The sequence below is a fragment of the Planococcus kocurii genome (assembly GCF_001465835.2).
Taxonomy (GTDB): Bacteria; Bacillota; Bacilli; order Bacillales_A; family Planococcaceae; genus Planococcus; species Planococcus kocurii.
Window position 1 is genome coordinate 15,882 of record NZ_CP013661.2, and the last position, 21,262, is coordinate 37,143.

Genomic DNA, 21,262 nt, shown 5'->3' on the forward strand with positions numbered 1-21,262 from the left:
TTCCATGATTCGTGTGTTACTTGTTTGTCTCGGAAATATTTGCCGGTCACCGATGGCAGAAGCTGTTTTACGTGAGCAATTAAACAGGGCGGGAATGTCCAATTATGTAGAAGTGGATTCTGCTGGAACGGGGAATTGGCATATTGGCCAAGATCCGCATCCGGGAACTTTGAAAATTTTAAAAGATCACAGCATTTCGGCAACAGGTTTAAAAGGGCGTCAGTTGCAGCCGGATGATTTTGCTGCATTCGATTACATTCTTGGAATGGATCAACACAATATAATGGATATCCGTTTGATACTCGGTCAGTCCACTCATCCGAAAATCTGTCGTTTTTTAGATTTAACCGATCAAGCGAAAGACGTACCTGATCCTTATTTCACAGGCGATTTCGAAGAAACCTATGAACTCATAAGCAAAGGCAGTGCAGCATTAATTGGAAAGATTAAAAGAGAACATAATGTATAAATGAACAAAACCCGACTGGGAATTTTCTAGTCGGGTTTTTATTCATTCGGACTTTTCTAACTGAAACCACAGTTCCGGCAACAGCACGGTCAACTCATGGGCAAGTAAGGTATGAGGCGAGCGTGTTTTAACCCACTCGTCTGCGCAGGCTCCGTGAAGATAAACGGCGTTTAATACTGCGTGCTTCCAGTCAGCGTGGCAGCACAACATACCGAGCAGCATACCCGTCAGTGTGTCGCCGGTGCCACCTTTTGCCAGCGCACTATTGCCGGTTGGATTTGACCAAACCTCACCATCAGGAAAGGCAGTAATAGTATTTTGTCCTTTTAAAACGATTGTCACACCCATTTTTTTCGCCCAAATCACCGCATAGAAAGCGCGGTTTTTTTGCAATTCATTTACGTCCACGCCAGTAATATGAGAAAATTCAGCAGGATGGGGTGTTAAGATTACGGGTAAGTGACGTTTCACGTAAGTTCGCTTGCTCAGTGCACCTGCGTCCAATATAACCGGTGCCTGGCTGTCGAGTAGTGTACTAACGGCGTCTTCCGTTAACGCATCTGGATTTGTGCCGGGTCCAATTGCGATCGCGCGGTATGAATCGATGGGCGTCTTTTTTTCTGCAATCTGCTGTAACCCATTTTGTACGTAAGTGGCTTCTGGCAATTGAGAGACGATCATTGCCACCACTTCAGCTTCTGTCGCAATGACTAGTTTACCGACACCGCTCCTCATCGTACCAAGTGCTGCGAGTAGCGCAGCGCCTGGCATTTCTTTTGTACCAGCAACTAATAGCGCTGTACCGTAGCTTCCTTTATGACTCGATGGCTGTCTTTTAGGGAGTGATGCGGCGACTTGTTCAGTTGTCCATGATTGCAGGATGACGGATGAGGTCATTTTTATTCCTCCCATTTTCAGAATGTGTACAGTTCGTTTAGTTAACTGTACGCATTCTTTTTATCAATAGCAAAAATCATCATTCTTTTTCTCCATGCCAAAAAAAGTGAAGCAGAAAAAGCCAAAGCCTCCATTATAAATGATAGAATATTCTTTCAACGGAAAACTAAACACCGGATTGATAGGTAGTTGATAAAACAAAGGAGATGGATAAATTGATAAACTCGCAACCCATTCGCTTTAGTGAACGTTTGCACTTAATTGACGGATTTGACTTAGGACTCACTAGAAGAACCGGCACTTATGTGATTGGAGAGAAAGAATTGACTGTAGTCGATACAGGATCAAGTCCTTCTGTCAAACACGTCAAAAAAGGACTAGCGGCTTTAGGATTTACTCTTGAAGACGTCAAATACATCATCGTTACCCATGTCCATTTGGATCATTCAGGGGGAGCGGGACTGTTGTTACAAGGGTGTCCAAACGCTCAAGTAGTTGTTCATCCTAAAGGCGCTAGGCACCTGATTGAGCCTAGCCGACTGATAGCGGGCGCTCGAAAGGTTTACGGAGAGCAGTTCGATCAATTGTTTGACCCAATCGTTGCTATTCCAGCAGATCGCTTACTTGTTAAAACTGAAGGCGATCAACTAGTCATTGGACCTACGTGCACACTAGAATTTTGGGATACCCCAGGACACGCCAACCACCATTTTAGTATTTACGATCCTGTCAGTAATGGCATATTTGCCGGAGATACAGTTGGAATTCGCTATGAACAATTGGTCAGTGAAGGCATCGACTTGTATTTGCCTTCTACATCGCCCAATCAATTCAATCCACAAGCGATGCAACATGCCGTTGAACGGATGTCCATGTCAAAGCTTGATGCCATCTATTATGGGCATTTTGGAAAAACGGATCAACCAGAAAAGGCGCTTCGCCAGGCAGCAGAATGGCTAACAGTATTCGTGTCAGAAGGTCAGCGTGCTTTTGCTAATGAGATCGGCGCTGAGCAATTGGCTGACCGACTTTATGAGCGGATTCAATATTATTTACGGACGCAAGGTGTGCCAGACAATCACCAGGTATATCCATACATTCGACTGGATATGCAAGTGAGCGCCATGGGCATTTTAGATGCGTTGTCGAAACAACCAAAGCACACCTAAAATTAAATGGCACTTAACTCACTATTCATTATCTATTCACTCATTTGAACGTTATTCTAAACGAAACAAAGTAGAGGAACGTATCGAAATGATTGCAATTAAAACTTTTTGAATAATAATGAATAAAAATAATCATTCATTTATTTTTAAATTGATTTGACTAATGTGATTTAATTGACGTGATTTGTTAATCTCTACTAAATTTGCGAGTCGACTGTTTAAGTTGACTGCTCTTAGGGGTAAATAAAATCCATACAGCTTTCGAATTTGCTAGTCTGTCCTCTAGATGCAGACAACTAAACGAAAGAGACAAGTGAGAGGTGGAGTTTTTAGGTATGCAAGTATTAACAGAGAAAACAGCCATTATTACAGGAGCGGGAAAAGGCATCGGGCGCGCAACTGCACTGGCTTTAGCCAATGAAGGTGTCAATGTCGGATTGATTGCGCGGACCGAAGCAGATTTAATAAAGCTGACTGCAGAAATTAAGTCATTACGCGGTCGTGCGGCCTATGCTGTGGCGGATGTATCTGATTTGGCGCAAGTAGAAGCAGCAGTTAAAAAGTTAACGAACGAACTTGGAACGATTGATATTTTGATTAATAATGCAGGAATCGGCAAATATGGACCGTTTTTAGAACTAGATCCAAAAGACTGGAAACAGATGATTGATGTCAATTTGATGGGGATGTACTATGTTACTAGAACAGTCTTGCCGCAATTGATCAACAAGAACGGGGGGGACATTATTAACATTTCCTCAAGCTCGGGATTGCGAGGAACTATCGGGTCGAGTGCTTATAGCGCTTCAAAATTTGGTGTGCTCGGCATGACAGAATCGTTGTCTCAAGAAGTTCGTAAGCACAATATTCGGGTTTTCGCTTTGACACCAAGTCGCGTAGTAACAGATTTAACAGTTAAAGAAGGTGAAACAGAACAACAAAAAGAAAAATTTATGCAGCCAGAAGATTTGGCAGAATACATGGTAGCGCAGCTGAAACTGCATCCACGTATTTTCATTCCAACTTCTAGTCAATGGGCAACCAATCCATTTTGAACATAAAAACGAGCCAGGGAGAATTTTCCTGGCTCGTTTTTTAATTATTGGCTAGTTTTGTTACGTAATCTTCAACTTCCTGGGAATTGCTTAGCGCAAGGATGTGATCCGTGTGCTGTGCCATTTCTGCTTTGGACAGTTTGCTGATTTGCGAACGGGCTTTTAAAATCGATGAAGCGCTCATTGAGAATTCATCAAGACCGAGACCCAGAAGAATCGGAATGGCGATTTCGTCTCCAGCCATTTCTCCACACATCCCAGTCCATTTGCCTTCACGATGCGACGCATCAATGACCATTTTAACTAAACGCAAAATAGCAGGATTAAATGGTTGATACAAATACGACACGCTTTCGTTCATGCGATCAGCGGCCATTGTGTACTGAATCAAGTCATTCGTACCAATCGAGAAAAAATCCACTTCTTTTGCGAATGTATCTGCCATCACTGCGGTAGAAGGAATTTCGACCATGATGCCGACTTCGATCGATTCATTTACTGCCACGCCTTCAGCTTGAAGCTTCGCTTTTTCTTCTAATAATAATGCTTTTGCTTGGCGGAATTCGTCAAGCGTTGCAATCATCGGAAACATAATTTTCAAATTTCCATGAACGCTGGCACGCAGTAATGCCCGCAGCTGCGTTCTGAACATGTCTGGCATTTCTAGGCACAAACGGATTGCACGTAAGCCAAGAAATGGATTAAGTTCTTTCGGTAATTCGAGATACGACAATTCTTTGTCGCCACCGATGTCTAGCGTACGAACAACGGTCGGTTTGCCTTTCATGCCTTTTAATACAGACGAATAAGCTTCGACTTGTTCAGCTTCTGTTGGGAACTGATCACGTCCCATATAAAGAAATTCGGTGCGGTATAACCCAATCGCTTCGCCGCCGTTATCAAGAACGCCTGCAATGTCTTTAGGTGTTCCGATGTTGGCACCCAGTTCAATCGCTTGACCGTCAGCGGTGATGGTTGCTTTGTTTTTCAAGACAGCCCATTGTGCTTTTTGTTTGTCAAAGTCTGCTTGTTTGTTTTTATACTCTTCAATGACGCTGTCTTCTGGCGCGATTAAAATCTTTCCATCTAAGCCGTCAACAATAATGATTGTGCCATTTTGAATATCGGCCATCGCTGTTTTAGCGCCAACTACCGCAGGGATTTCCAGTGTGCGTGCCAAAATCGCCGAGTGGGAAGTGCGTCCACCAATATCGGTAATAAAGCCTTTAACGAACTTCGCATCTAGTTGAACCGTATCCGATGGCGTTAAATCTTCTGCGATGATAATCACTTCGTCTGAAATCATGCTTGGGCTTTGAATCGTGACACCAAGTAGGTGAGCAAGTACTCGTTTTCTCACGTCACGAATGTCAGCAGCGCGTTCTTTCATATAGTCATTGTCCATAGCTTCAAACATCGCAATGAACATATCAGTTGCTTCTTGCAAAGCAAACTCAGCGTTAACGTTCTCAGTCTTGATTTTCTCTGTAACCGGCCCAACAAGTTCAGGATCACTCAATACTAAAAGATGAGCGCCAAAAATCGCCGCTTCTTTTTCACTAATTGCTGCAGCTGTTTTTTTCTGAATCACTTCTAGTTCTTGGATGGATAGGTCTAAAGCTGCTGTTAAACGTACGACTTCGCCATCGGCATCCGAAATTGTCCGTTTATCAACATTCAATTTCGGATCTTCCAAGCGAAAAGCTTTCGCGATCGCAATTCCATTGGAGGCTGCTATTCCGGACATGGTTTGTGTCATTGGTTTGAAATCCCTTCTTTTTCCATAACAGCTGTTGCTTGTTCAATTGCTTCGTTTTCATCTTCACCGTCAGCGGCAATCGTTACCACCGAACCACTTGGTACGCCAAGTGACATAACACCTAAAATAGATTTTAAGTTTACTTTTTTGCCTTTGTGTTCAATCGTAATGTCCGATTTGAATTTCGATACCGCTCCAACTAATGCGGATGCGGGACGGGCATGCATACCTGCTTCATCTGTAATTGTAAATTGTTTTTCGACCATGATTAATTTCCTCCTCTAATGGGTTTTGCCATTTTAAACTCAATGACCGTTTATGACGGTTATCGAGTGAATTCAAATAAAAAACGGCTTTTTTGAGTGCTTATGAGCGATTATGATTGATTTTGGAAGCGATTTCAAGTATCATCCCTTTAACAGAACATTTACTTTATTGAAAAGAGGGTGAATACTTGCTAACCAACGAACGGCATGCGTATATTTTACAGCTACTTGAAGAAAAGCAAACAGTCAAAATTCAACAACTGGTGGAATCCACCGGCGCATCCGAATCAACCATTCGAAGAGATTTGACCGATCTTGAACAGTTGCAGAAGTTAACACGTGTTTTTGGTGGTGCTACTGTAACCGGGCAGAATCTGCTAGAACCTAGTATTTTCGACAAATCGACACAGTTTTTAGATGAAAAAATAAAGATTGCAGAATTTGCATCTTCACTTGTCCAGCAAGGCGATAGTGTTTTTCTAGATGCCGGTACGACAACCTTTCAATTAATTCCGTTTCTCAAAGATAAAGATTTGGTCGTTGTAACCAACGGGTTAACGCTTGTCGAAGCTCTCAATGAGCAAGGCATCACTACTTATTTAACCGGTGGATTGATGAAGCCGCGAACTGGCGCATTTGTCGGTTCTCAAACGATTCAAGCCTTGCAGAACTACCGCTTTGATAGTTGTTTCCTCGGCATCAACGGTTGTCACCCGGACTATGGCTATACAACGCCAGATCCGGAAGAAGCAGCCGTCAAACAAGTAGCCAGTTCGTTAGCGCGAAAAACCTTCGTGCTCGCTGATCATTCCAAAATCAATAAAATCAGTTTTGCCAAGATTATGGACTTAGAACGTGCCACCTTAATTGTAGATGAAATTTCCAAAGAAGCCAATGCTATGCTTGAAAAAAAGACCATTGTAAAGGTAGTGACTCGATGATTTACACGTGTACAATTGCACCTTCTATTGATTACACCGTTTATGTACCGGACTTTGAACAGGGGAAATTGAACCGTAGCAACGACGTTTACTATTATCCAGGCGGCAAAGGCATTAATGTTTCTCGTGTGTTGCAGCGGCTAGGCGTCACAAGTCGAGCGCTTGGCTATGTGGGAGGCTTTACCGGGCATTATATAGATGCGTTTTTAAAAAACGAAGGCATCACGACGGACTTTATTGAAACGACTGAAATCACCCGCATGAACGTTAAAATCAAATCAGCCGAAGAAACGGAGTTAAACGGTCCCGGTCCAGAATTAACGAAAGCACAACTGTCTGCATTGACCGAAAAAGTGCGCCGTATGAAGAGTGGCGACTGGTTTGTACTGGCTGGGAGTTTGCCAAGTTCGATTGCACCGTCGTATTTTTTAGAACTGGCCACTATTTGTGAAGCCAAAAACATTCGCTTTGTAGTAGACACATCCGGTCCGGCCTTAAAGAACATACTGACGACACCGGTTTTTTTGATCAAACCCAATCAACAGGAGTTGGGCGACTTGTTTGGTGTTGAAATCGCCCATTTGTCAGATGCCTACGACTATGCCAGTAGGTTAGTGGCACGAGGTACACAACATGTGATTGTTTCGATGGGAAGTGAGGGTGCGCTGTTTGTAACAAAAGATCTTGCGCTTGTCGCGAGAGCCCCGCAAGGAACTGTCGTTAACACGGTCGGCTCTGGGGATTCATTGGTATCTGGATTTATCGCGTCGTACGTAGCGGGTCAAGATGTGGCACAAGCTTTCCGCTACGGGGTTGCTAGTGGCAGTGCCACTGCTTTTCGGTCGGATTTGTGCCAAAAAGAAGAAGTTGATCGATTAGTCGAACAAGTAGTAGTTTCCCCATACGAAGAAAAGGATGTGACAAAATGAACATCACTCAGCTGTTAACCGAACAAACGATCATTTTAAACTTATCCGCCACAACCAAACAACAAGTACTAGAAGAACTGGTATCTCAACTTGAGCGTGCTGGTAAATTAGCGGATCAACATGCCTTTACCACAGCCATATTAGCACGTGAAAGCCAAAGTACGACAGGGATCGGTGACGGTATTGCTATACCACACGCCAAGTCCGCTGCAGTCAAGTCACCAGCCATTGCATTGGGTCGGTCGGTTGAAGGGCTTGATTTTGAATCGCTTGACGGTCAGCCTGCGCATTTGTTTTTTATGATTGCGGCGAGTGAAGGCGCTAACGACGATCACCTAGAAGCGCTGTCCCGCTTGGCGACATTTTTGATGGATGAACGGTTCCGTACGAATATTCTCGCGGCAGAATCGAAACAGCAAATCCTGCAAGTGGTCGCAGAAAAAGAAGCTTCTTTAGACGAAGCGGAAGTTGCAGAAATGGCATCCACCGATCGTTCAGAAAAGAAAATTCTTGCAGTGACTGCTTGTCCAACAGGGATTGCGCACACGTATATGGCGGCTGAAAAGTTAAAAGAACGGGCCAAAGAGTTGAATATTTCGTTAACAGTAGAAACCAACGGCTCGAGTGGTGTGAAAAATGGGTTGACTGCTGAAGACATTGCGGGAGCGGATGCCATTATTGTTGCAGCAGACACCAAAGTGGAAATGAGTCGTTTTGACGGCAAGCCAGTTATTCAAACAGCGGTGGGCAAAGCCATTTATGAAACAGATCAGTTATTAAACCGTGCAGTAAATGGAGATGCACCGATATATAAACACGACACATCGCAAGACGAAGCGAAGACAAACGACACAAAAAGTGGATTTTATAAGCATTTGATGAATGGCGTATCGAATATGTTGCCATTTGTTGTCGGGGGTGGTATTCTCATTGCTATTTCGTTTTTCTGGGGTATTAATGCCGGCAATCCCGACAGTCCGGAATACAACGAATTTGCGGCTATGCTGAACACCATTGGTGGTGCCAATGCGTTCTTCTTAATGGTCCCGGTTCTCGCCGGCTTTATTGCGATGAGTATTGCGGATCGTCCTGGATTTGCACCGGGTATGATTGGTGGCTTGATTGCGATTACGGTGACAGGTGTTGAAGGCGCGAGTGGCGGTTCTGGATTTCTCGGCGGCTTGATTGCTGGGTTTCTCGCCGGGTACGTCACACTTTTAGTAAAAAAACTATTTTCTCGTTTACCTGAGTCATTAGAAGGATTAAAACCGGTGTTGTTTTTCCCGGTGTTTGCGATTGCCATTACCGGCATTATTATGATGCTTGTCAATCCACAACTAACGAAAGTTTATACAGCGATTTCTACATTTCTGGAAAGTCTCGGTGGTACGAATTTGGTGTTAGTCGGGTTGTTACTCGGCGGGATGATGGCCATCGATATGGGTGGTCCTATAAACAAAGCAGCTTATACATTTGGTCTAGCGATGTTGGACGCGCAAAACTTCAATTTCATGGCGACGGTCATGGCAGCAGGAATGGTCCCACCGCTCGGTCTAGCCATTGCGACAAGTTTGTTTAAAAACAAATTCACCAAACCTGAACGCGAAGCAGGTAAAACCGCATACGTGCTCGGCGCTTGCTTTATTACTGAAGGTGTTATTCCATTCGCAGCAGCAGACCCAGCGCGCGTTATTCCGGCTTCAGTGGCGGGAGCGGCAGTGACAGGTGCTTTGGTCATGTTCTTTGATATCGGACTGCGTGCTCCTCACGGCGGCATTTTTGTTATCGGCCTGGTCGACGGCGGCGTTCCCAGCATCTTACTTTATATGTTGGCTATTTTAGCAGGTGCTGTCGTAACGGCATTAGTTGCCGGTGCTTTGAAAAAAAGAGTAGTTGCAGCTGCCTAATCCAAAACCGTTTCAGGAAAAATTCTGGAGCGGTTTTTTGTGTGCATTACACAGAAAAAGGACAGATCCAACGGATAACTTTAAAAGAAATAGGGTATTGAATAATGCAGAAAAAAGCAACGGACCGGTCGTTACATGCTAAAGCCAGCTAGAAATAGCTATCTCATAGTAAAACAATAACTTACTAATTGAAAGGAGTGGCGGGAGATGAATGAAGAATTTTTCCATCAATTTAATCAAGCCTTTTTTCAAGGAGACCGGCAATTCATTGAAAACTATATCGCTGAGGACATTGTCTGGACGATGGTAGGAGCCGAATCGATCGTAGGGAAGCAAGCGTTTCTTGATGCGGCATTCGGAATAAATGAAGGGTATACGGGGATGGATTATTCAACTGAGTTGTCGTTAGTTGGGAAGAAGGGAGCGGCACTTACCGGTAAAATGAGTCGAAAAGGAGAAGATGGTACTGAGAAAGTCTACACGTATTGTGACTTATATGAAGTAGACGACGCAAAAGACAGCAAGATAAAGACATTGATCACTTTTGTCATTGAGTCGACTGATTAAGCGACAAAATTTGATTAATAAATAAAAGTTTGTCAGGTTATGGAAAACCGAAAGAGTCTGGTGTTTTCCGAAGCTTATGTTACTGCAAATGCTCTTTCACATACGGAATCAGGTTGCTTTTGTTGGAGGAAAAGTAACCTGATTTTTTTATATGCCGTTAGAAATATACAGGAATCAATCGAAGGAATCCATGTAGTCTTTTACTTATGGTGAAATATGTATGTATGCCATACTAGCCGCGAAATACAGATAGTTAAATCTTATGGATAACGAAAAGATTGCAAAAAAAATCAGTTAAATCTTGTTTTCTCGATAACTTCTCGACAATTGGGCCTTATAATCAAAACAACAACGTTCAAAAATAAAACTCAACTTTTACTATACAGTACTACAAATGAACTTTCGATTAAATGAAGCACCCATAAGCAGTTGATATGCATTCATGAACCTTGACTAAAGGAGGAATAACTATGGAAATCCATGTAATATGTGACGATTGTAAAATCACCGGTAAGTTTAGCTCACCGCAAAAAAATGGAGAAGTTGGAATTCATTCGATTACAACTGGTTTTCAAGTAGGGGTTAGTTGGAAAAGTGAAGTGATTGAAAATTTTCAAGAAGCGTTTATCCGCCAATTGGGCAAAGCTACAACTGATGCACAACGAAAAGAAATCTTAGAAGACGGAATTTCTGAAAATGCATTTTCGGAAACCATTGATTTTGAATTGTGTTTTACGTGTCGAGGTTGTGGCAATCGAATCACGCTAAATGATTTTCAATTAATCGATTTGATTGGATTTTAGTTTCGTATAGACGGAGTACGTGCTTTTTAGGTGAGTTCCATAATATTTTGTGATAAAATAGCCCAATATCAAGTTAAGATAGAAGAGGTGAACAGTATGACCACCATCTGTTTGGTTCGCCATGGTGAAACGGATTGGAATGCCCAAGGGAAAATTCAAGGAAAAACAGATATTCCATTAAATGCAGCGGGTGTCGAACAGGCCACTCGCTGTGGTCATCATTTGTCAGCTTCTAATTGGGATTTAATGATCACAAGTCCACTCCAACGTGCTCGTACAACTGCAGAAATTATCAATGAATCTTTAATGTTGCCACTTATTGAAATGGAGGAATTTGCAGAAAAGCATTTTGGTGACGCCGAAGGAATGACCTATGAAGAGCGAGCACTTACTTTTCCGGATAGGTTTTACCCAAATCAAGAAGACAATGATCTGTTCGCCAAGCGATTAGAAATCGGATTGAAAAGGATTGCCGATCGGTACCCAAATCAGCGGGTGTTGCTTGTTTCACACGGAGGTGTCATCAATGCCTTGCTCGGTGAATTGTCAAATGGTGAAATTGGTTCTGGAAAAACAAGACTCCTGAATACTTGTCTTAGTCACATTCAGTTTGACCGAGACCAATGGCTAATCAAAAATTATAACCAAGTGAGCCACCTCCAAAAATCGGGTAGCAAAATTTAACCAAAAAAGCAGCAAAGACTTTTGTCTTTGCTGCTTTTTATTTACCCGCCGCTTTGTCTTTGTCCATGCGGTACACATAGACAGCGAGTGCTCCCATGAATAACGCGGAATTGAACCAAAAGACAACGTCGCCCAGCCCACCATCAAAAACAACTGCGTTCGCTGTAGTGATTACTTGCATCATGACAATAAATAAAATCAATACGGTTGAAGTTTTCATTAAATCAACTCCGTTCTGTTATCCATTATAAAGCGGCTGCACATTAATTCAAGCGGCTGCCTGTAAAAAGTAGAGCAATGAGACGTGAATCTTTCGTGTGCTAATGGGATAATAGTTAAAAGAGTCGTTAACCTCGAGGAGGAGTCATTATGGTTAAATGGAAAGAAGAAATGATCATAGCTGTTGAAATTGATAAAGTTTGGAGTTTATTCCGGGATGACTGTGTACAAAAACTAATGCCCAAAGTAGAAGAGCATGTGTTGCTTGAAAACGATCACGATCAGCTAGGCGCTAAACATGCCCAAAGCTATTACGAAGGGGAGCAATTGCAAACGTACATAGTGGAGACCGTCGGTTATGAAGATTTGCCAGACAAAAAAATCAAACAAACTCAGTTTGACATGAATCAGCTAGTTGTTGTGTTTTATTCGTTTACCTTATTAAAAGACGGAGAAAAGCGCACGAAATTTATCTACGAAGGATCTAATAAAGGCAAAGGAATGTTGGGCAAAGCGATGCTGTTGTCGGGCAGTAAAAAAACTCGCCAGCAAACCATTAAGACGTTTATGGAGCGGGTAAGAGACGAAGCATTAAAACTGTAAAGGAGCGTGTGGGACGTGATTCAGTGGAATGAGCAACGCATTATTGCAGCACCAATCGATCAAGTATGGGCGTTGTTTTCAGATGAGCAACTGCAGCGCATCATGCCGCAATTGGAAAAACATCAATTAATTGAAGGATCACCAAACAGAGTGGGGTCAAAATATGCGCAGCAAAACCGAATAGCTGGCCGTTTGGTTAGCTATGTCATGGAAATTACGGCCTACACCGATTTACCCGAACAAAAACGAAAAGACATCCATTTTGTGGCAGCCGGACTTTTCGAAATTACTTTGAGTTTTGCATTAAGTCGACTGGATGCTGAACGGACTTTATTTGTTTATAGCGGTTCTAATAAAGGCGCCAATGTAATCGGAAAAACATTACTCAAAATTGACCCTCATGACAGCAGTAAGCAACAAGTAGATGAGTTACTGGCGCGGGTAGTAAAGATCGCCGAATCGTGAAGATTTACATCATCGGCTCGGTTGGGAGCGGCAAGACCACATTGGCTCGTCAGTTGTCTAAGGTTTTAACAATTCCTCATTTTGAAACAGATAATTTTGTTTGGAGTCGGCAAGGAGACGGAGACATGCGTAATGCCGAATCAGTGAGAGACGATCAGTTGCTTATCGCTGTTAGACAAATCAACTGGATTATTGAAGGTGTACACACGGGTTGGACAGAACGAGCGATGCATGCTGCAGATGTCGTGGTCTTTTTGGATATCCCTTATGCTGTGAGAACATATCGATTCGTTTTTCGCTATTTGAAACAAAAAGCAAGAGTAGAGCGCTCTAATTATAAACCCAGTCTTAGTATGTTAGTCAAAATGTTTAAATGGAACCGGTATTTCGAAGAAACGATAAAGCCTGCGTTTCTTCTGCAATGTGAAACCTTACCCAATCAATTTATTGTCATTAAAAATCGTCAAGAGATTGACCGGTTAATGAATGATTTATTAACGACAGAGTGGTAAGAATCATTTATTTACTTAATATGTAGTATCCTACATAAGGATTTACCACATAAAATCAACTAAGTCAACAAGAAAAAATGCACACTTAAAACTAAAACCCATTCATAAAGCTGCGATTTTAAGTAGCAGAGAGGTGCCAAATTCTGTATCATACATAAAAAGTGCAACAGGGTGCTTAGATTTTGCGAGGAGGGAATAGCCGGTGATAAAGATCTACGAAAAAGAACAGGTGCTATGTGTGGAAGGATTTTTAGAAGCAACACGAAGTAAAGTCTTTGTCTATTTGGTTGACGGCATGTTGGTTGACACAGGTGCTGAAAAGCTTCAGCCTGAATTGATTGATTTTTTTACGGATCAGTCATTTGATCAAGTGGTTTTAACGCATCATCACGAAGATCATACAGGAAATGCCGCGTGGCTCCAGCAGCATCAGCATAAACCAATTTTTATTCATCCAATGGGAATCGCGATCACCAAAAAAGATGGGGAATACCCAGATTACCGAAAAATTACTTGGGGAAATCGTTTCGCGTTCGATGCGTTGCCACTGAATGATCAAATCTGTTCGCGATCACTGAGCTGGCAAGTGATCCATACGCCGGGACACGCAGACGATCATGTCTCGTTATTCCATGCACCATCCGGCCGTCTTTTCACTGGAGATTTGTTTATCTCTCCGAAAAATCGTGTCATGATGACAAGTGAATCGCTGCCGCTCATCGCTGCTTCTCTTCGTAAATTACTAGCGCTGCCATTCCAAACCGTCTTTTGCAGTCATGCAGGAGTTTTAGAAAATGGTCGGTCTTTATTAGAGCAAAAACTGCTGTATTTAGAAACCCTTCAGCAAACAATCATTGAACTTTATGAAAAAGGACTGCAGTTAAGTGACATCAACGAACACCTTTTTTCGAAATCTTACCCAATTACCCAATTTTCAAGCGGTGAATGGGATACCGTTCACATTGTCACCTCAGTCATAAATGATTGGCATGATAAAAAAAGTCGCCATCTTCGACCTCGAGCAACTACACTGGGAATCCTGAGAAAAGGACAATTGATTTTAGTTGAGCAACAATTTGCGCATCATTCAGCTGGAAATGGTCCGTTTTACCGACCACTGGGTGGAACCATTGAACTTGGCGAGCCCTCTACAATGACCTTACAGAGAGAGTTTAAAGAAGAAATCAATGCCAGTATTGAGATTATACGCTATGTAGATGTACTGGAAAACATCTACACACTGAAAGAACAAGTCTTTCATGAAATTTCACTCATTTATGAAGTGGAATTTACGGACAGCAGTTTTTACAATCAGCGCGAATTTGACGTGGTAGAAGGAAGCAATAAGACCAAAGCGACTTGGATTAGTTTACAAGAGCTGTCGCTTGCTGAGACCATTCTTTATCCAGTTGGATTGCTTGCAATCTTAAAAAAGATGATGGACCCTGTTAACACTAACTAGTAGTTACTTTCTATCGTTTCAAGAACATTAAACGGAGCTTTGGTATACTGAAGAAACCAAGTCCGCAAGTTAGGGATGGATGAGAAAAGGAGAATGTCCTCCATGATTTACGTTATTATGTTACTGGAATTATTGGCAATCGCTTTATTTATTTATTACGTCAGTGGCCGTTTAATGGGTTCTAAGATCAATTTCACGAAAAGAATTCTTTCTGTCTTATTGGGAGTCAGCTTAACAACATTCGTGTATTGGTATTCCTATTTACGTTATATCGATTTTATGAGCGAAGATATTGGTTTTGCGGTTGCAGATGCTAGTGCCATTATTTGGGTCGGCAGTATGTTGCTAATTTCCATGCTCTTTTATCTGTTTTTTGAACTGTTTGATCCAATTGAACTCGGTGAGCGTGGAGAACGGATCACCGGTCAGAAATTTATCTTACAGCGCATCAGACATCGGTGGAGACGTCAAAAACGATTGAGTCAAGTACTAGAAATCGCCGTCAGAAACGGGTTTTCACGCACGATACGTTATGCGCGTCACCGAGAGAATAATCGTGATTTCGCTATTGCTTTTCGAGACACATTAGAACAAAGTGGCGGGATTTTCATCAAATTCGGTCAAGTGTTATCGACGCGCACAGAGTTGTTTTCACCGGTTTTTATCGAAGAACTAGAGACCTTGCAGCAAGATGTTAAACCGTTAACGAGTGAGCAAGTAACAGCGATTTTAAAGAAATCATTAGCTGCTGGAGTGGAAGATGTTTTCTCGGAATTCAACATGGATCCATTAGCTGCAGGTTCAATCGGACAAGTCCATCAGGCTGTGTTGAAATCAACGCAAGAAAAAGTTGTCGTTAAGCTACTACGTCCCGAAGTAAAAGGCGTTATGCGTAACGATTTGGATATTCTTGTTGAGTTTGCAGAATGGGTGACGAGTAAATCTACTTGGGCTGAGAATATCGGTTTTCGTGAGTTAGCGATTGGCTTTGCGAACGGTTTGCGTGAAGAAATCAACTTTGAAATTGAAACACGTAATACCATTCAAGTCGCCAATGCCTTAAGAAAAAGTGATTATCCTGTGAAAATTCCGCATATTTTTCAGGAGTATTGCAATGATAATTTAATCGTCATGCAGTATTTTAAAGGAAAAAGCATTTCGCGCGGACAAGCTGTTTTTGATCATTTTGCTATCGATCAAAAAGAGTTTGGACGTACAGTGTTGTTTTCGTTTTTTGAGCAAATGCTGTTTTCAGGTATTTTTCATGCCGATCCGCATCCTGGCAATATTTTTATTGATGAACAAGATGGAAAACCCATATTACTCGATTTTGGAGCTGTTGGACGTCTTGCAGCGCAACAGCAAGATGGACTAAACCTCTTTATCATCGGTGTGCAACAAAACGATGCAGAAGTCATTTGTGACGCGATTAACGTGCTTGTAGAAGACAATAGTCATATTGATCGTCAAAAACTTGAACAATCAGTTGGTCAATTGTTGTTGAAGATTGCCTATGTCGATAAGATCCAAACTGAGGAACTGATTCATGCGATGTTTGATATTGTCCGTGAATTCGGGTTATCGTTTTATCCATCAGTCGGAATGGCACTTCGGTCATTAATCAGCCTGGACGGCACTTTACACACGATAGATCCGAAATTTGATATGTTCACGGAAGCTAAAGTGTTTGCGAAAAAATACAAAACGGCTGTCTTGAAAAAACCTTTTAAAGAACCGCGTGAAACGAAACAAAGAGTAGAAGAAGAATTAGCGTTATTAATCCCAGAATTGATGAAGTTGCCTAAACGTGCCGATCAGCTGATCCAGCGCATAGAAGGTGGCAAAATGATTCTCCATCATGATGTCTTTTCTGATAAGCATAATGCCAATTTTATCTTGCAGTTGTTCTCGCGGTTTGTGTTATTGTTCTCAGGTATAACATTTGGACTGATTTCAGCCGCATTGCTAGCCATCGCGCAATTTATCAATAATGCTTACGCTGTTTACTTGAATACAGCCGCTTATACAGGACTGTTTCTTTGTGTCATATTGCTAGTTCGGCTATCGATTCAAGCGATACGTGATATGAAACGCAGCAATACTTGAGAAAACCTGCATCCAATCTGGGTGCAGGTTTTTTGTGTTTACCTAATGTGTTTTTGGTAAATCTTAGCTAGATGAAGGGGGAGGTTTCACTTCTATGAAATTAATGGTCTTGTAGTAATTTTTTTGATAAGGAACTACTAACTCAATAGACTTCATAACTGGATAAACTAGGAGTTAATAGAAGGGATTTATTTATTTGTTTGTTTTTGTTATGAAGTGACTGACAGGATGCGTTACTATAGACTACGAATTAGTAGTCTATGAATTTGTCGTTGGGACTAAGAAAAAACATATAGGAAGTTTATAGCTATAGGATGAGATTAAAAAACCCAATAAGTAAACAACAGTGAACTTAATGAAGTCAGAGGGAACAAAATATAAGACAGTGGCTAGATTGCAAAGAAACTAACGTCGAATTAGCTGGATAACAAGGAACAAAGGTGGGAAGGCAGAAACCGTGCCTAATCGTTAAATTCTTTTTAAGTTTACATAATATAAATTATCGGAAGTAGTGTTTCACTAATTAAGTATACTTAAGACAGTGAGACGTAATCGATTTTTTCGTCGTTTTAAGCTAATTTATAGCATAACTATTTTTGTAGCATATTCTGTGTAACGTTATTTATAATTTTACAATTGATCAGCAAATTTAGTAATTGAAGAATTTTAGTTTTAAAAATTCTTCTGTGAAATTTCTTTTTAAAAATTCCTTTCTAAATAAATACGAATCTTCATATTCATATTTTAAGTAGCTTTTAATTTACAAACTTCGCTAAACTGCATCACCAGCAAATTCCACCGATGTCCATCCAAATCTGCAAATCCTGCGCCGTACAATCCATTTCGCTGTGTCGGCTCGCCAAATACAAATCCACCTGCTTGTTTCACTTTTCCAATCGTCTCATCAAGTTCTTCTTTAGTCTCTACTGAGATGGAAAATAATACTTCTGTCGACTCGTTTGTGTCTGTTAACTCATTTTGTGTAAACCCTTTAAATTGCTCGTCTGTAAATAACATAATTTGTACGGGTGGATTGCCGATTAATAAACCTAGCATTTGATCTGACTCACTGCGACTTTCCATGATTGGCACACCAATGTTGCTGAAAAACTCTTTCGATCTTTTTAAATTATTAACGGGTAAATTAATCCATAATTGCTTCATCATATTCAACCTTCTTTCGTTTTTTTGTTAGATCATCTTACGTTTATTTTAGTTTAATTATCAGAATATTCATATCTAAAATAAGTTTTTATAGCTATTCCACTTGAAAATCTTTATCTTTAATAGATTTCCTATCAATTCTTGTATTTACTATTGAAATTATCTTTAAATTTACCGGTATTATACAGATTTTCTTATCAATTCTTGCTAAAATTAAAGAAAAAGAAATGAGCGATTTAATTGTCTACAGCCACGGATCCAACCTTATTTCATAGCATTCAATCTTTTTCTATTCCATATGGTACGTCGGAATATCACCCGCTCCACCACCACCCCGCAACAGTGGAATTGCTGTTAGTGGTAGCTGGAACGGTTCACTGCAAAATTGACAGACAAACCTACTTAGCCCCCGCTGGAACGGTTCTTTTCATACAAGCAGGAAAATGGCATGAGCAACTGTATGCTGCTTCTGACATGCAGAGTGGTTATCGACTCACTTTTTGTACCGAAAACGTTAAAAGTTACGCGGAATTGCCTCCTATTATTCCTATTAGTGAGATTGATAGCTTCAATTCACTCTTGATGCAATTGAAGCAAGAAACAGAACATCCACGACCGGACTCTAACCAAATGGCACATCACTTGATAAATTTGATCTTGCTACACGTAATTCGCTCTGCGAATAATCAAGAATCAATCAGTTACTCAAATTTGGATAAAACAATTCAAGAAATCAAGCATTATATGGAGGAAAACTACTCAAAATCGCTGTCATTAGAAGAACTTGCTACGCGATTTGAGTTGAATAAATATCAATTAGCACGTCTTTTTAAGCAAGTTACCGGTGTGAGTCCGCTCCAGTACATCATCTCTTGTCGTATCAATACAGCGAAATACTTACTATCTACGAGTAATAGTTCCGTCTCCAAGATAGCTAGTAAAATTGGATACAAAAGCGATACGCAGTTTCAAGCGGCATTTAAGAAAGTTGTGGGCGTTACACCAAGGCAATATCGGGTAAACAACAAATAACTTAGTTTGTTGTTGATAAAAATTAGTTAATTTAAAATATAAATGGTATTAGTTTGAAAATTCCTTTATTATACTTAACATAAATACATATTGATGTGCGATGCTACGAGAAGATGGTAGAAAATTTCGGATGACAAGGAGGCCAGATTGGTGAAGAATGACAATAACAACGCGGACACCTCCATACACAAAAAAATGCCATTATCAACTGAATGGTTGTACGAGGATTTGTTTGATGACATTGTTCAACAAATTCCCATCAGTCTGTATGTACTGAATGGTTCAACTTACTCCTACGTAAATCCATATTTCTGCAAATTAGTAGGCTATGAGGAAAAGGAAATTTTAAATGGCACAGTTACTTTAGAAAACTTAATTCACCCAGAAGATTTATCAATTATTCAAAAGCGAATATTTACTGAGTATGATAGTAAAGACGCTTTTGCACGTTACCGTGTAAGAATTTACAGAAGTGACGGTCAATTGCTTCATGTTGAAATCCATTCCACTAAAAAGAAATGGCAAGGTAAAAACGTGCTGTTTGGCACGGTGATCGACATTACAGCTGAAGTAACAGCCAATCTAAAATTAAAAGAAAAAGAAGAACGACTTGATTCGCTCTTTACCTATAATCCAGATGCGATATTTACTTTTGATATGGAAGGAAATTTTCAATCAGCCAACCCGGGGTGCGAAATAATTTCGGGTTACACCAAGGAAGAAATATTGCAACTGTCTTTCACTCCCTTTATCGTTTCAGAAGATTTACCAAAAGCCTTTTTTCACTTTCATAACGCGTTAAATGGAAACGCGAGTACTTATGAAATTAGCATGATTCGAAAAGATGGAGAAACTAGAACCCTGCTGGTAACCAATTTTCCCATGAAGTCAGGTGGCCACATTGTAGGTGCTTATGGAATTGCGAAAGACATCACTGTTGAAACAGACTATAAAAAGCTGATGGAAGGAATGGGTTTTTTCGATCCCCTGACGCGTTTACCAAACCGTACTTTGTTTGAAGATCATGTAAAACGGGCGTTAGAAAGCAAAGACTACAACAAAAAGAAACTTGCTGTGTTTTTCATTAACTTAGATCGATTTAAGTTGATCAACGATTCGTTCGGCCATCAGTTCGGCGACGAATTTTTAAAAGATGTTGCGCACCGGTTATCCGAAAGTATTGATCCAAGTTGTACGGTGGGACGATTTGCGGGCGATGAATTTGCAGTTCTGTTAAAAGGATTGGAACAACCTCAAGTTTTCCAACTAGCAGCGCGATTTAATGACGCATTAGCCAAACCTTTTGAAGCCTTTGGACATTCGGTCTCTATTACTGGGAGTATTGGGATAGCCTTTAGCAGCGGTCCCGATGAAAGTGTAGATGAGCTAATCAAGAAAGCGGACTCCGCGATGAACTACACGAAAAAACATAAAATCGCACAGTATACGGTTTATTCTGAAGAACTGGACCAACAGTCAGTTTATCGACTAACCATTGAAAGAGAGTTGAAATCAGCTCTCACCAAACAAGAAATGTCACTTCATTATCAGCCCATCATCGATTTGAAAAATAATCGATTAAGTGCCATGGAAGCATTAATCCGCTGGAACCACCCAGAACTTGGCTTTATCCCACCGGATTTCTTTATTCCGATTTCTGAAGAAACTGGCCAAATCGTATCACTGGGCAGATGGGTTCTCTATACAGCATGCGCACAAAATAAAGCATGGCAAGATCAAGGTCACCCGCCGATTAAAATCTGTGTCAACATCTCGACGATCCAATTGCAACAACTCGATTTTGTGCAGACCGTTATTGAGATTCTGGAAGAAACCGGACTAAACGCCAAATGGTTGGAACTCGAAGTAACGGAAAGCATTTTGTTGGTTGATACAGAACTGCTGAAAAACAGTTTACACCAGTTAAAAGAACTGGGTGTATCGATGTCGATTGATGATTTTGGTACAGGCTTTACGTCCCTTAGTTATTTGAGGCAATTTTCATTTGACCGCATCAAAATTGATCGCAGTTTTGTTGGGGACATTAGCAAAGACCTTAATGGTAAAGCCATTACAGCCACCATCATTTCGTTAGCACATACTTTAAATATGACGGTCGTTGCAGAAGGCATTGAAGACGATACGCAATTAGCCTTTTTACAAGGCAAAAAATGCGATGAAGGCCAAGGATATTATTTTGGACGTCCCTTGCCTGCAGCGTTGCACGATTTGACCACGGTATATAAAAAATAA

Annotated in this window: 21 protein-coding genes; 16 read left to right on the forward strand and 5 right to left on the reverse strand. The window is 41.0% G+C overall.

Annotated elements, in window-relative coordinates:
- Positions 1–4 precede the first annotated feature (4 nt).
- Positions 5–469, forward strand: a complete 465-nt coding sequence (locus AUO94_RS00145) for a low molecular weight protein-tyrosine-phosphatase (protein ID WP_058385352.1) — start codon at positions 5–7, stop codon at positions 467–469.
- 42 nt (positions 470–511) lie between these two features.
- On the opposite strand, the gene AUO94_RS00150 is transcribed toward AUO94_RS00145, so the two are convergent.
- Positions 512–1,366: an NAD(P)H-hydrate dehydratase gene (locus AUO94_RS00150; RefSeq protein WP_058385353.1), complete on the reverse strand. Its 855-nt coding sequence runs from the start codon at positions 1,364–1,366 to the stop codon at positions 512–514.
- A 215-nt stretch (positions 1,367–1,581) separates the two neighbouring features.
- On the opposite strand from AUO94_RS00150, the gene AUO94_RS00155 reads away from it, so the two are divergent.
- Both AUO94_RS00155 and AUO94_RS00160 read left to right on the forward strand, forming a co-directional pair.
- The gene (locus AUO94_RS00155) at positions 1,582–2,535 is read left to right on the forward strand and encodes an MBL fold metallo-hydrolase (RefSeq protein WP_058385354.1); all 954 of its coding nucleotides are present in this window, start codon (positions 1,582–1,584) and stop codon (positions 2,533–2,535) included.
- 335 nt (positions 2,536–2,870) lie between these two features.
- Complete coding sequence (locus AUO94_RS00160) at positions 2,871–3,590, forward strand: 3-ketoacyl-ACP reductase (protein ID WP_058385355.1); 720 nt, start codon at positions 2,871–2,873, stop codon at positions 3,588–3,590.
- A gap of 40 nt (positions 3,591–3,630) precedes the next feature.
- Here the strand turns inward: AUO94_RS00160 and ptsP are convergent, their stop codons facing one another.
- Positions 3,631–5,349, reverse strand: coding sequence for a phosphoenolpyruvate--protein phosphotransferase (gene ptsP / locus AUO94_RS00165; protein WP_058385356.1), 1,719 nt, complete (start codon positions 5,347–5,349; stop codon positions 3,631–3,633).
- Positions 5,346–5,615 carry a phosphocarrier protein HPr gene (locus AUO94_RS00170; RefSeq protein ID WP_058385357.1) on the reverse strand — a complete coding sequence of 90 codons (270 nt, stop codon included), beginning with the start codon at positions 5,613–5,615 and terminating at the stop codon, positions 5,346–5,348. The genes ptsP and AUO94_RS00170 overlap by 4 nt, the downstream gene beginning before the upstream one ends.
- A gap of 188 nt (positions 5,616–5,803) precedes the next feature.
- Here AUO94_RS00170 and AUO94_RS00175 point away from each other — a divergent pair, with 188 nt between their 5' ends.
- The 6 genes from AUO94_RS00175 (at position 5,804) to AUO94_RS00200 (ending at position 11,446) form a co-directional block, all read left to right on the forward strand.
- A complete protein-coding gene (locus AUO94_RS00175) occupies positions 5,804–6,556 on the forward strand; it encodes a DeoR/GlpR family DNA-binding transcription regulator (RefSeq protein WP_058385358.1) in 753 nt (250 codons plus the stop codon).
- Positions 6,553–7,485: a 1-phosphofructokinase gene (gene pfkB / locus AUO94_RS00180; protein ID WP_058385359.1), complete on the forward strand. Its 933-nt coding sequence runs from the start codon at positions 6,553–6,555 to the stop codon at positions 7,483–7,485. Before AUO94_RS00175 ends, pfkB begins: the two co-directional genes overlap by 4 nt.
- The gene (locus AUO94_RS00185) at positions 7,482–9,392 is read left to right on the forward strand and encodes a PTS fructose transporter subunit IIABC (RefSeq protein WP_058385360.1); all 1,911 of its coding nucleotides are present in this window, start codon (positions 7,482–7,484) and stop codon (positions 9,390–9,392) included. Before pfkB ends, AUO94_RS00185 begins: the two co-directional genes overlap by 4 nt.
- Positions 9,393–9,599: 207 nt before the next feature.
- Positions 9,600–9,959, forward strand: coding sequence for a nuclear transport factor 2 family protein (locus AUO94_RS00190; RefSeq protein WP_058385361.1), 360 nt, complete (start codon positions 9,600–9,602; stop codon positions 9,957–9,959).
- A 470-nt stretch (positions 9,960–10,429) separates the two neighbouring features.
- Positions 10,430–10,762 carry a hypothetical protein gene (locus AUO94_RS00195; RefSeq protein WP_058385362.1) on the forward strand — a complete coding sequence of 111 codons (333 nt, stop codon included), beginning with the start codon at positions 10,430–10,432 and terminating at the stop codon, positions 10,760–10,762.
- Positions 10,763–10,858: 96 nt separating this feature from the next.
- Entirely contained in the window at positions 10,859–11,446 is a 588-nt protein-coding gene (locus tag AUO94_RS00200; protein ID WP_058385363.1) for a histidine phosphatase family protein, read from the forward strand.
- Positions 11,447–11,483: 37 nt separating this feature from the next.
- On the opposite strand, the gene AUO94_RS00205 is transcribed toward AUO94_RS00200, so the two are convergent.
- On the reverse strand, positions 11,484–11,666 hold the full coding sequence (locus AUO94_RS00205; RefSeq protein ID WP_058385364.1) for a hypothetical protein: 183 nt from the start codon (positions 11,664–11,666) through the stop codon (positions 11,484–11,486).
- Between the two features lie 149 nt (positions 11,667–11,815).
- Between AUO94_RS00205 and AUO94_RS00210 the strand changes: the two genes are divergently transcribed.
- The 5 genes from AUO94_RS00210 to AUO94_RS00230 all read left to right on the forward strand — a co-directional run bounded on the left by AUO94_RS00210 (position 11,816) and on the right by AUO94_RS00230 (position 16,813).
- Positions 11,816–12,268, forward strand: a complete 453-nt coding sequence (locus AUO94_RS00210; protein ID WP_058385365.1) for an SRPBCC family protein — start codon at positions 11,816–11,818, stop codon at positions 12,266–12,268.
- Positions 12,269–12,283: 15 nt separating this feature from the next.
- Positions 12,284–12,733 carry an SRPBCC family protein gene (locus AUO94_RS00215; RefSeq protein WP_058385366.1) on the forward strand — a complete coding sequence of 150 codons (450 nt, stop codon included), beginning with the start codon at positions 12,284–12,286 and terminating at the stop codon, positions 12,731–12,733.
- The gene (locus tag AUO94_RS00220) at positions 12,730–13,245 is read left to right on the forward strand and encodes a P-loop NTPase family protein (RefSeq protein WP_156423915.1); all 516 of its coding nucleotides are present in this window, start codon (positions 12,730–12,732) and stop codon (positions 13,243–13,245) included. Before AUO94_RS00215 ends, AUO94_RS00220 begins: the two co-directional genes overlap by 4 nt.
- Positions 13,246–13,447: 202 nt before the next feature.
- Positions 13,448–14,707 carry an MBL fold metallo-hydrolase gene (locus AUO94_RS17305; RefSeq protein ID WP_169793149.1) on the forward strand — a complete coding sequence of 420 codons (1,260 nt, stop codon included), beginning with the start codon at positions 13,448–13,450 and terminating at the stop codon, positions 14,705–14,707.
- A gap of 102 nt (positions 14,708–14,809) precedes the next feature.
- Positions 14,810–16,813, forward strand: a complete 2,004-nt coding sequence (locus AUO94_RS00230; protein WP_058385368.1) for an ABC1 kinase family protein — start codon at positions 14,810–14,812, stop codon at positions 16,811–16,813.
- Positions 16,814–17,557: 744 nt separating this feature from the next.
- Here AUO94_RS00230 and AUO94_RS00235 read toward each other — a convergent pair.
- A complete protein-coding gene (locus AUO94_RS00235; protein WP_058385369.1) occupies positions 17,558–17,980 on the reverse strand; it encodes a VOC family protein in 423 nt (140 codons plus the stop codon).
- A gap of 237 nt (positions 17,981–18,217) precedes the next feature.
- On the opposite strand from AUO94_RS00235, the gene AUO94_RS00240 reads away from it, so the two are divergent.
- Positions 18,218–19,009 carry a helix-turn-helix domain-containing protein gene (locus AUO94_RS00240; protein ID WP_058385370.1) on the forward strand — a complete coding sequence of 264 codons (792 nt, stop codon included), beginning with the start codon at positions 18,218–18,220 and terminating at the stop codon, positions 19,007–19,009.
- Between the two features lie 150 nt (positions 19,010–19,159).
- Positions 19,160–21,262 carry a sensor domain-containing protein gene (locus AUO94_RS00245; RefSeq protein ID WP_058385371.1) on the forward strand — a complete coding sequence of 701 codons (2,103 nt, stop codon included), beginning with the start codon at positions 19,160–19,162 and terminating at the stop codon, positions 21,260–21,262.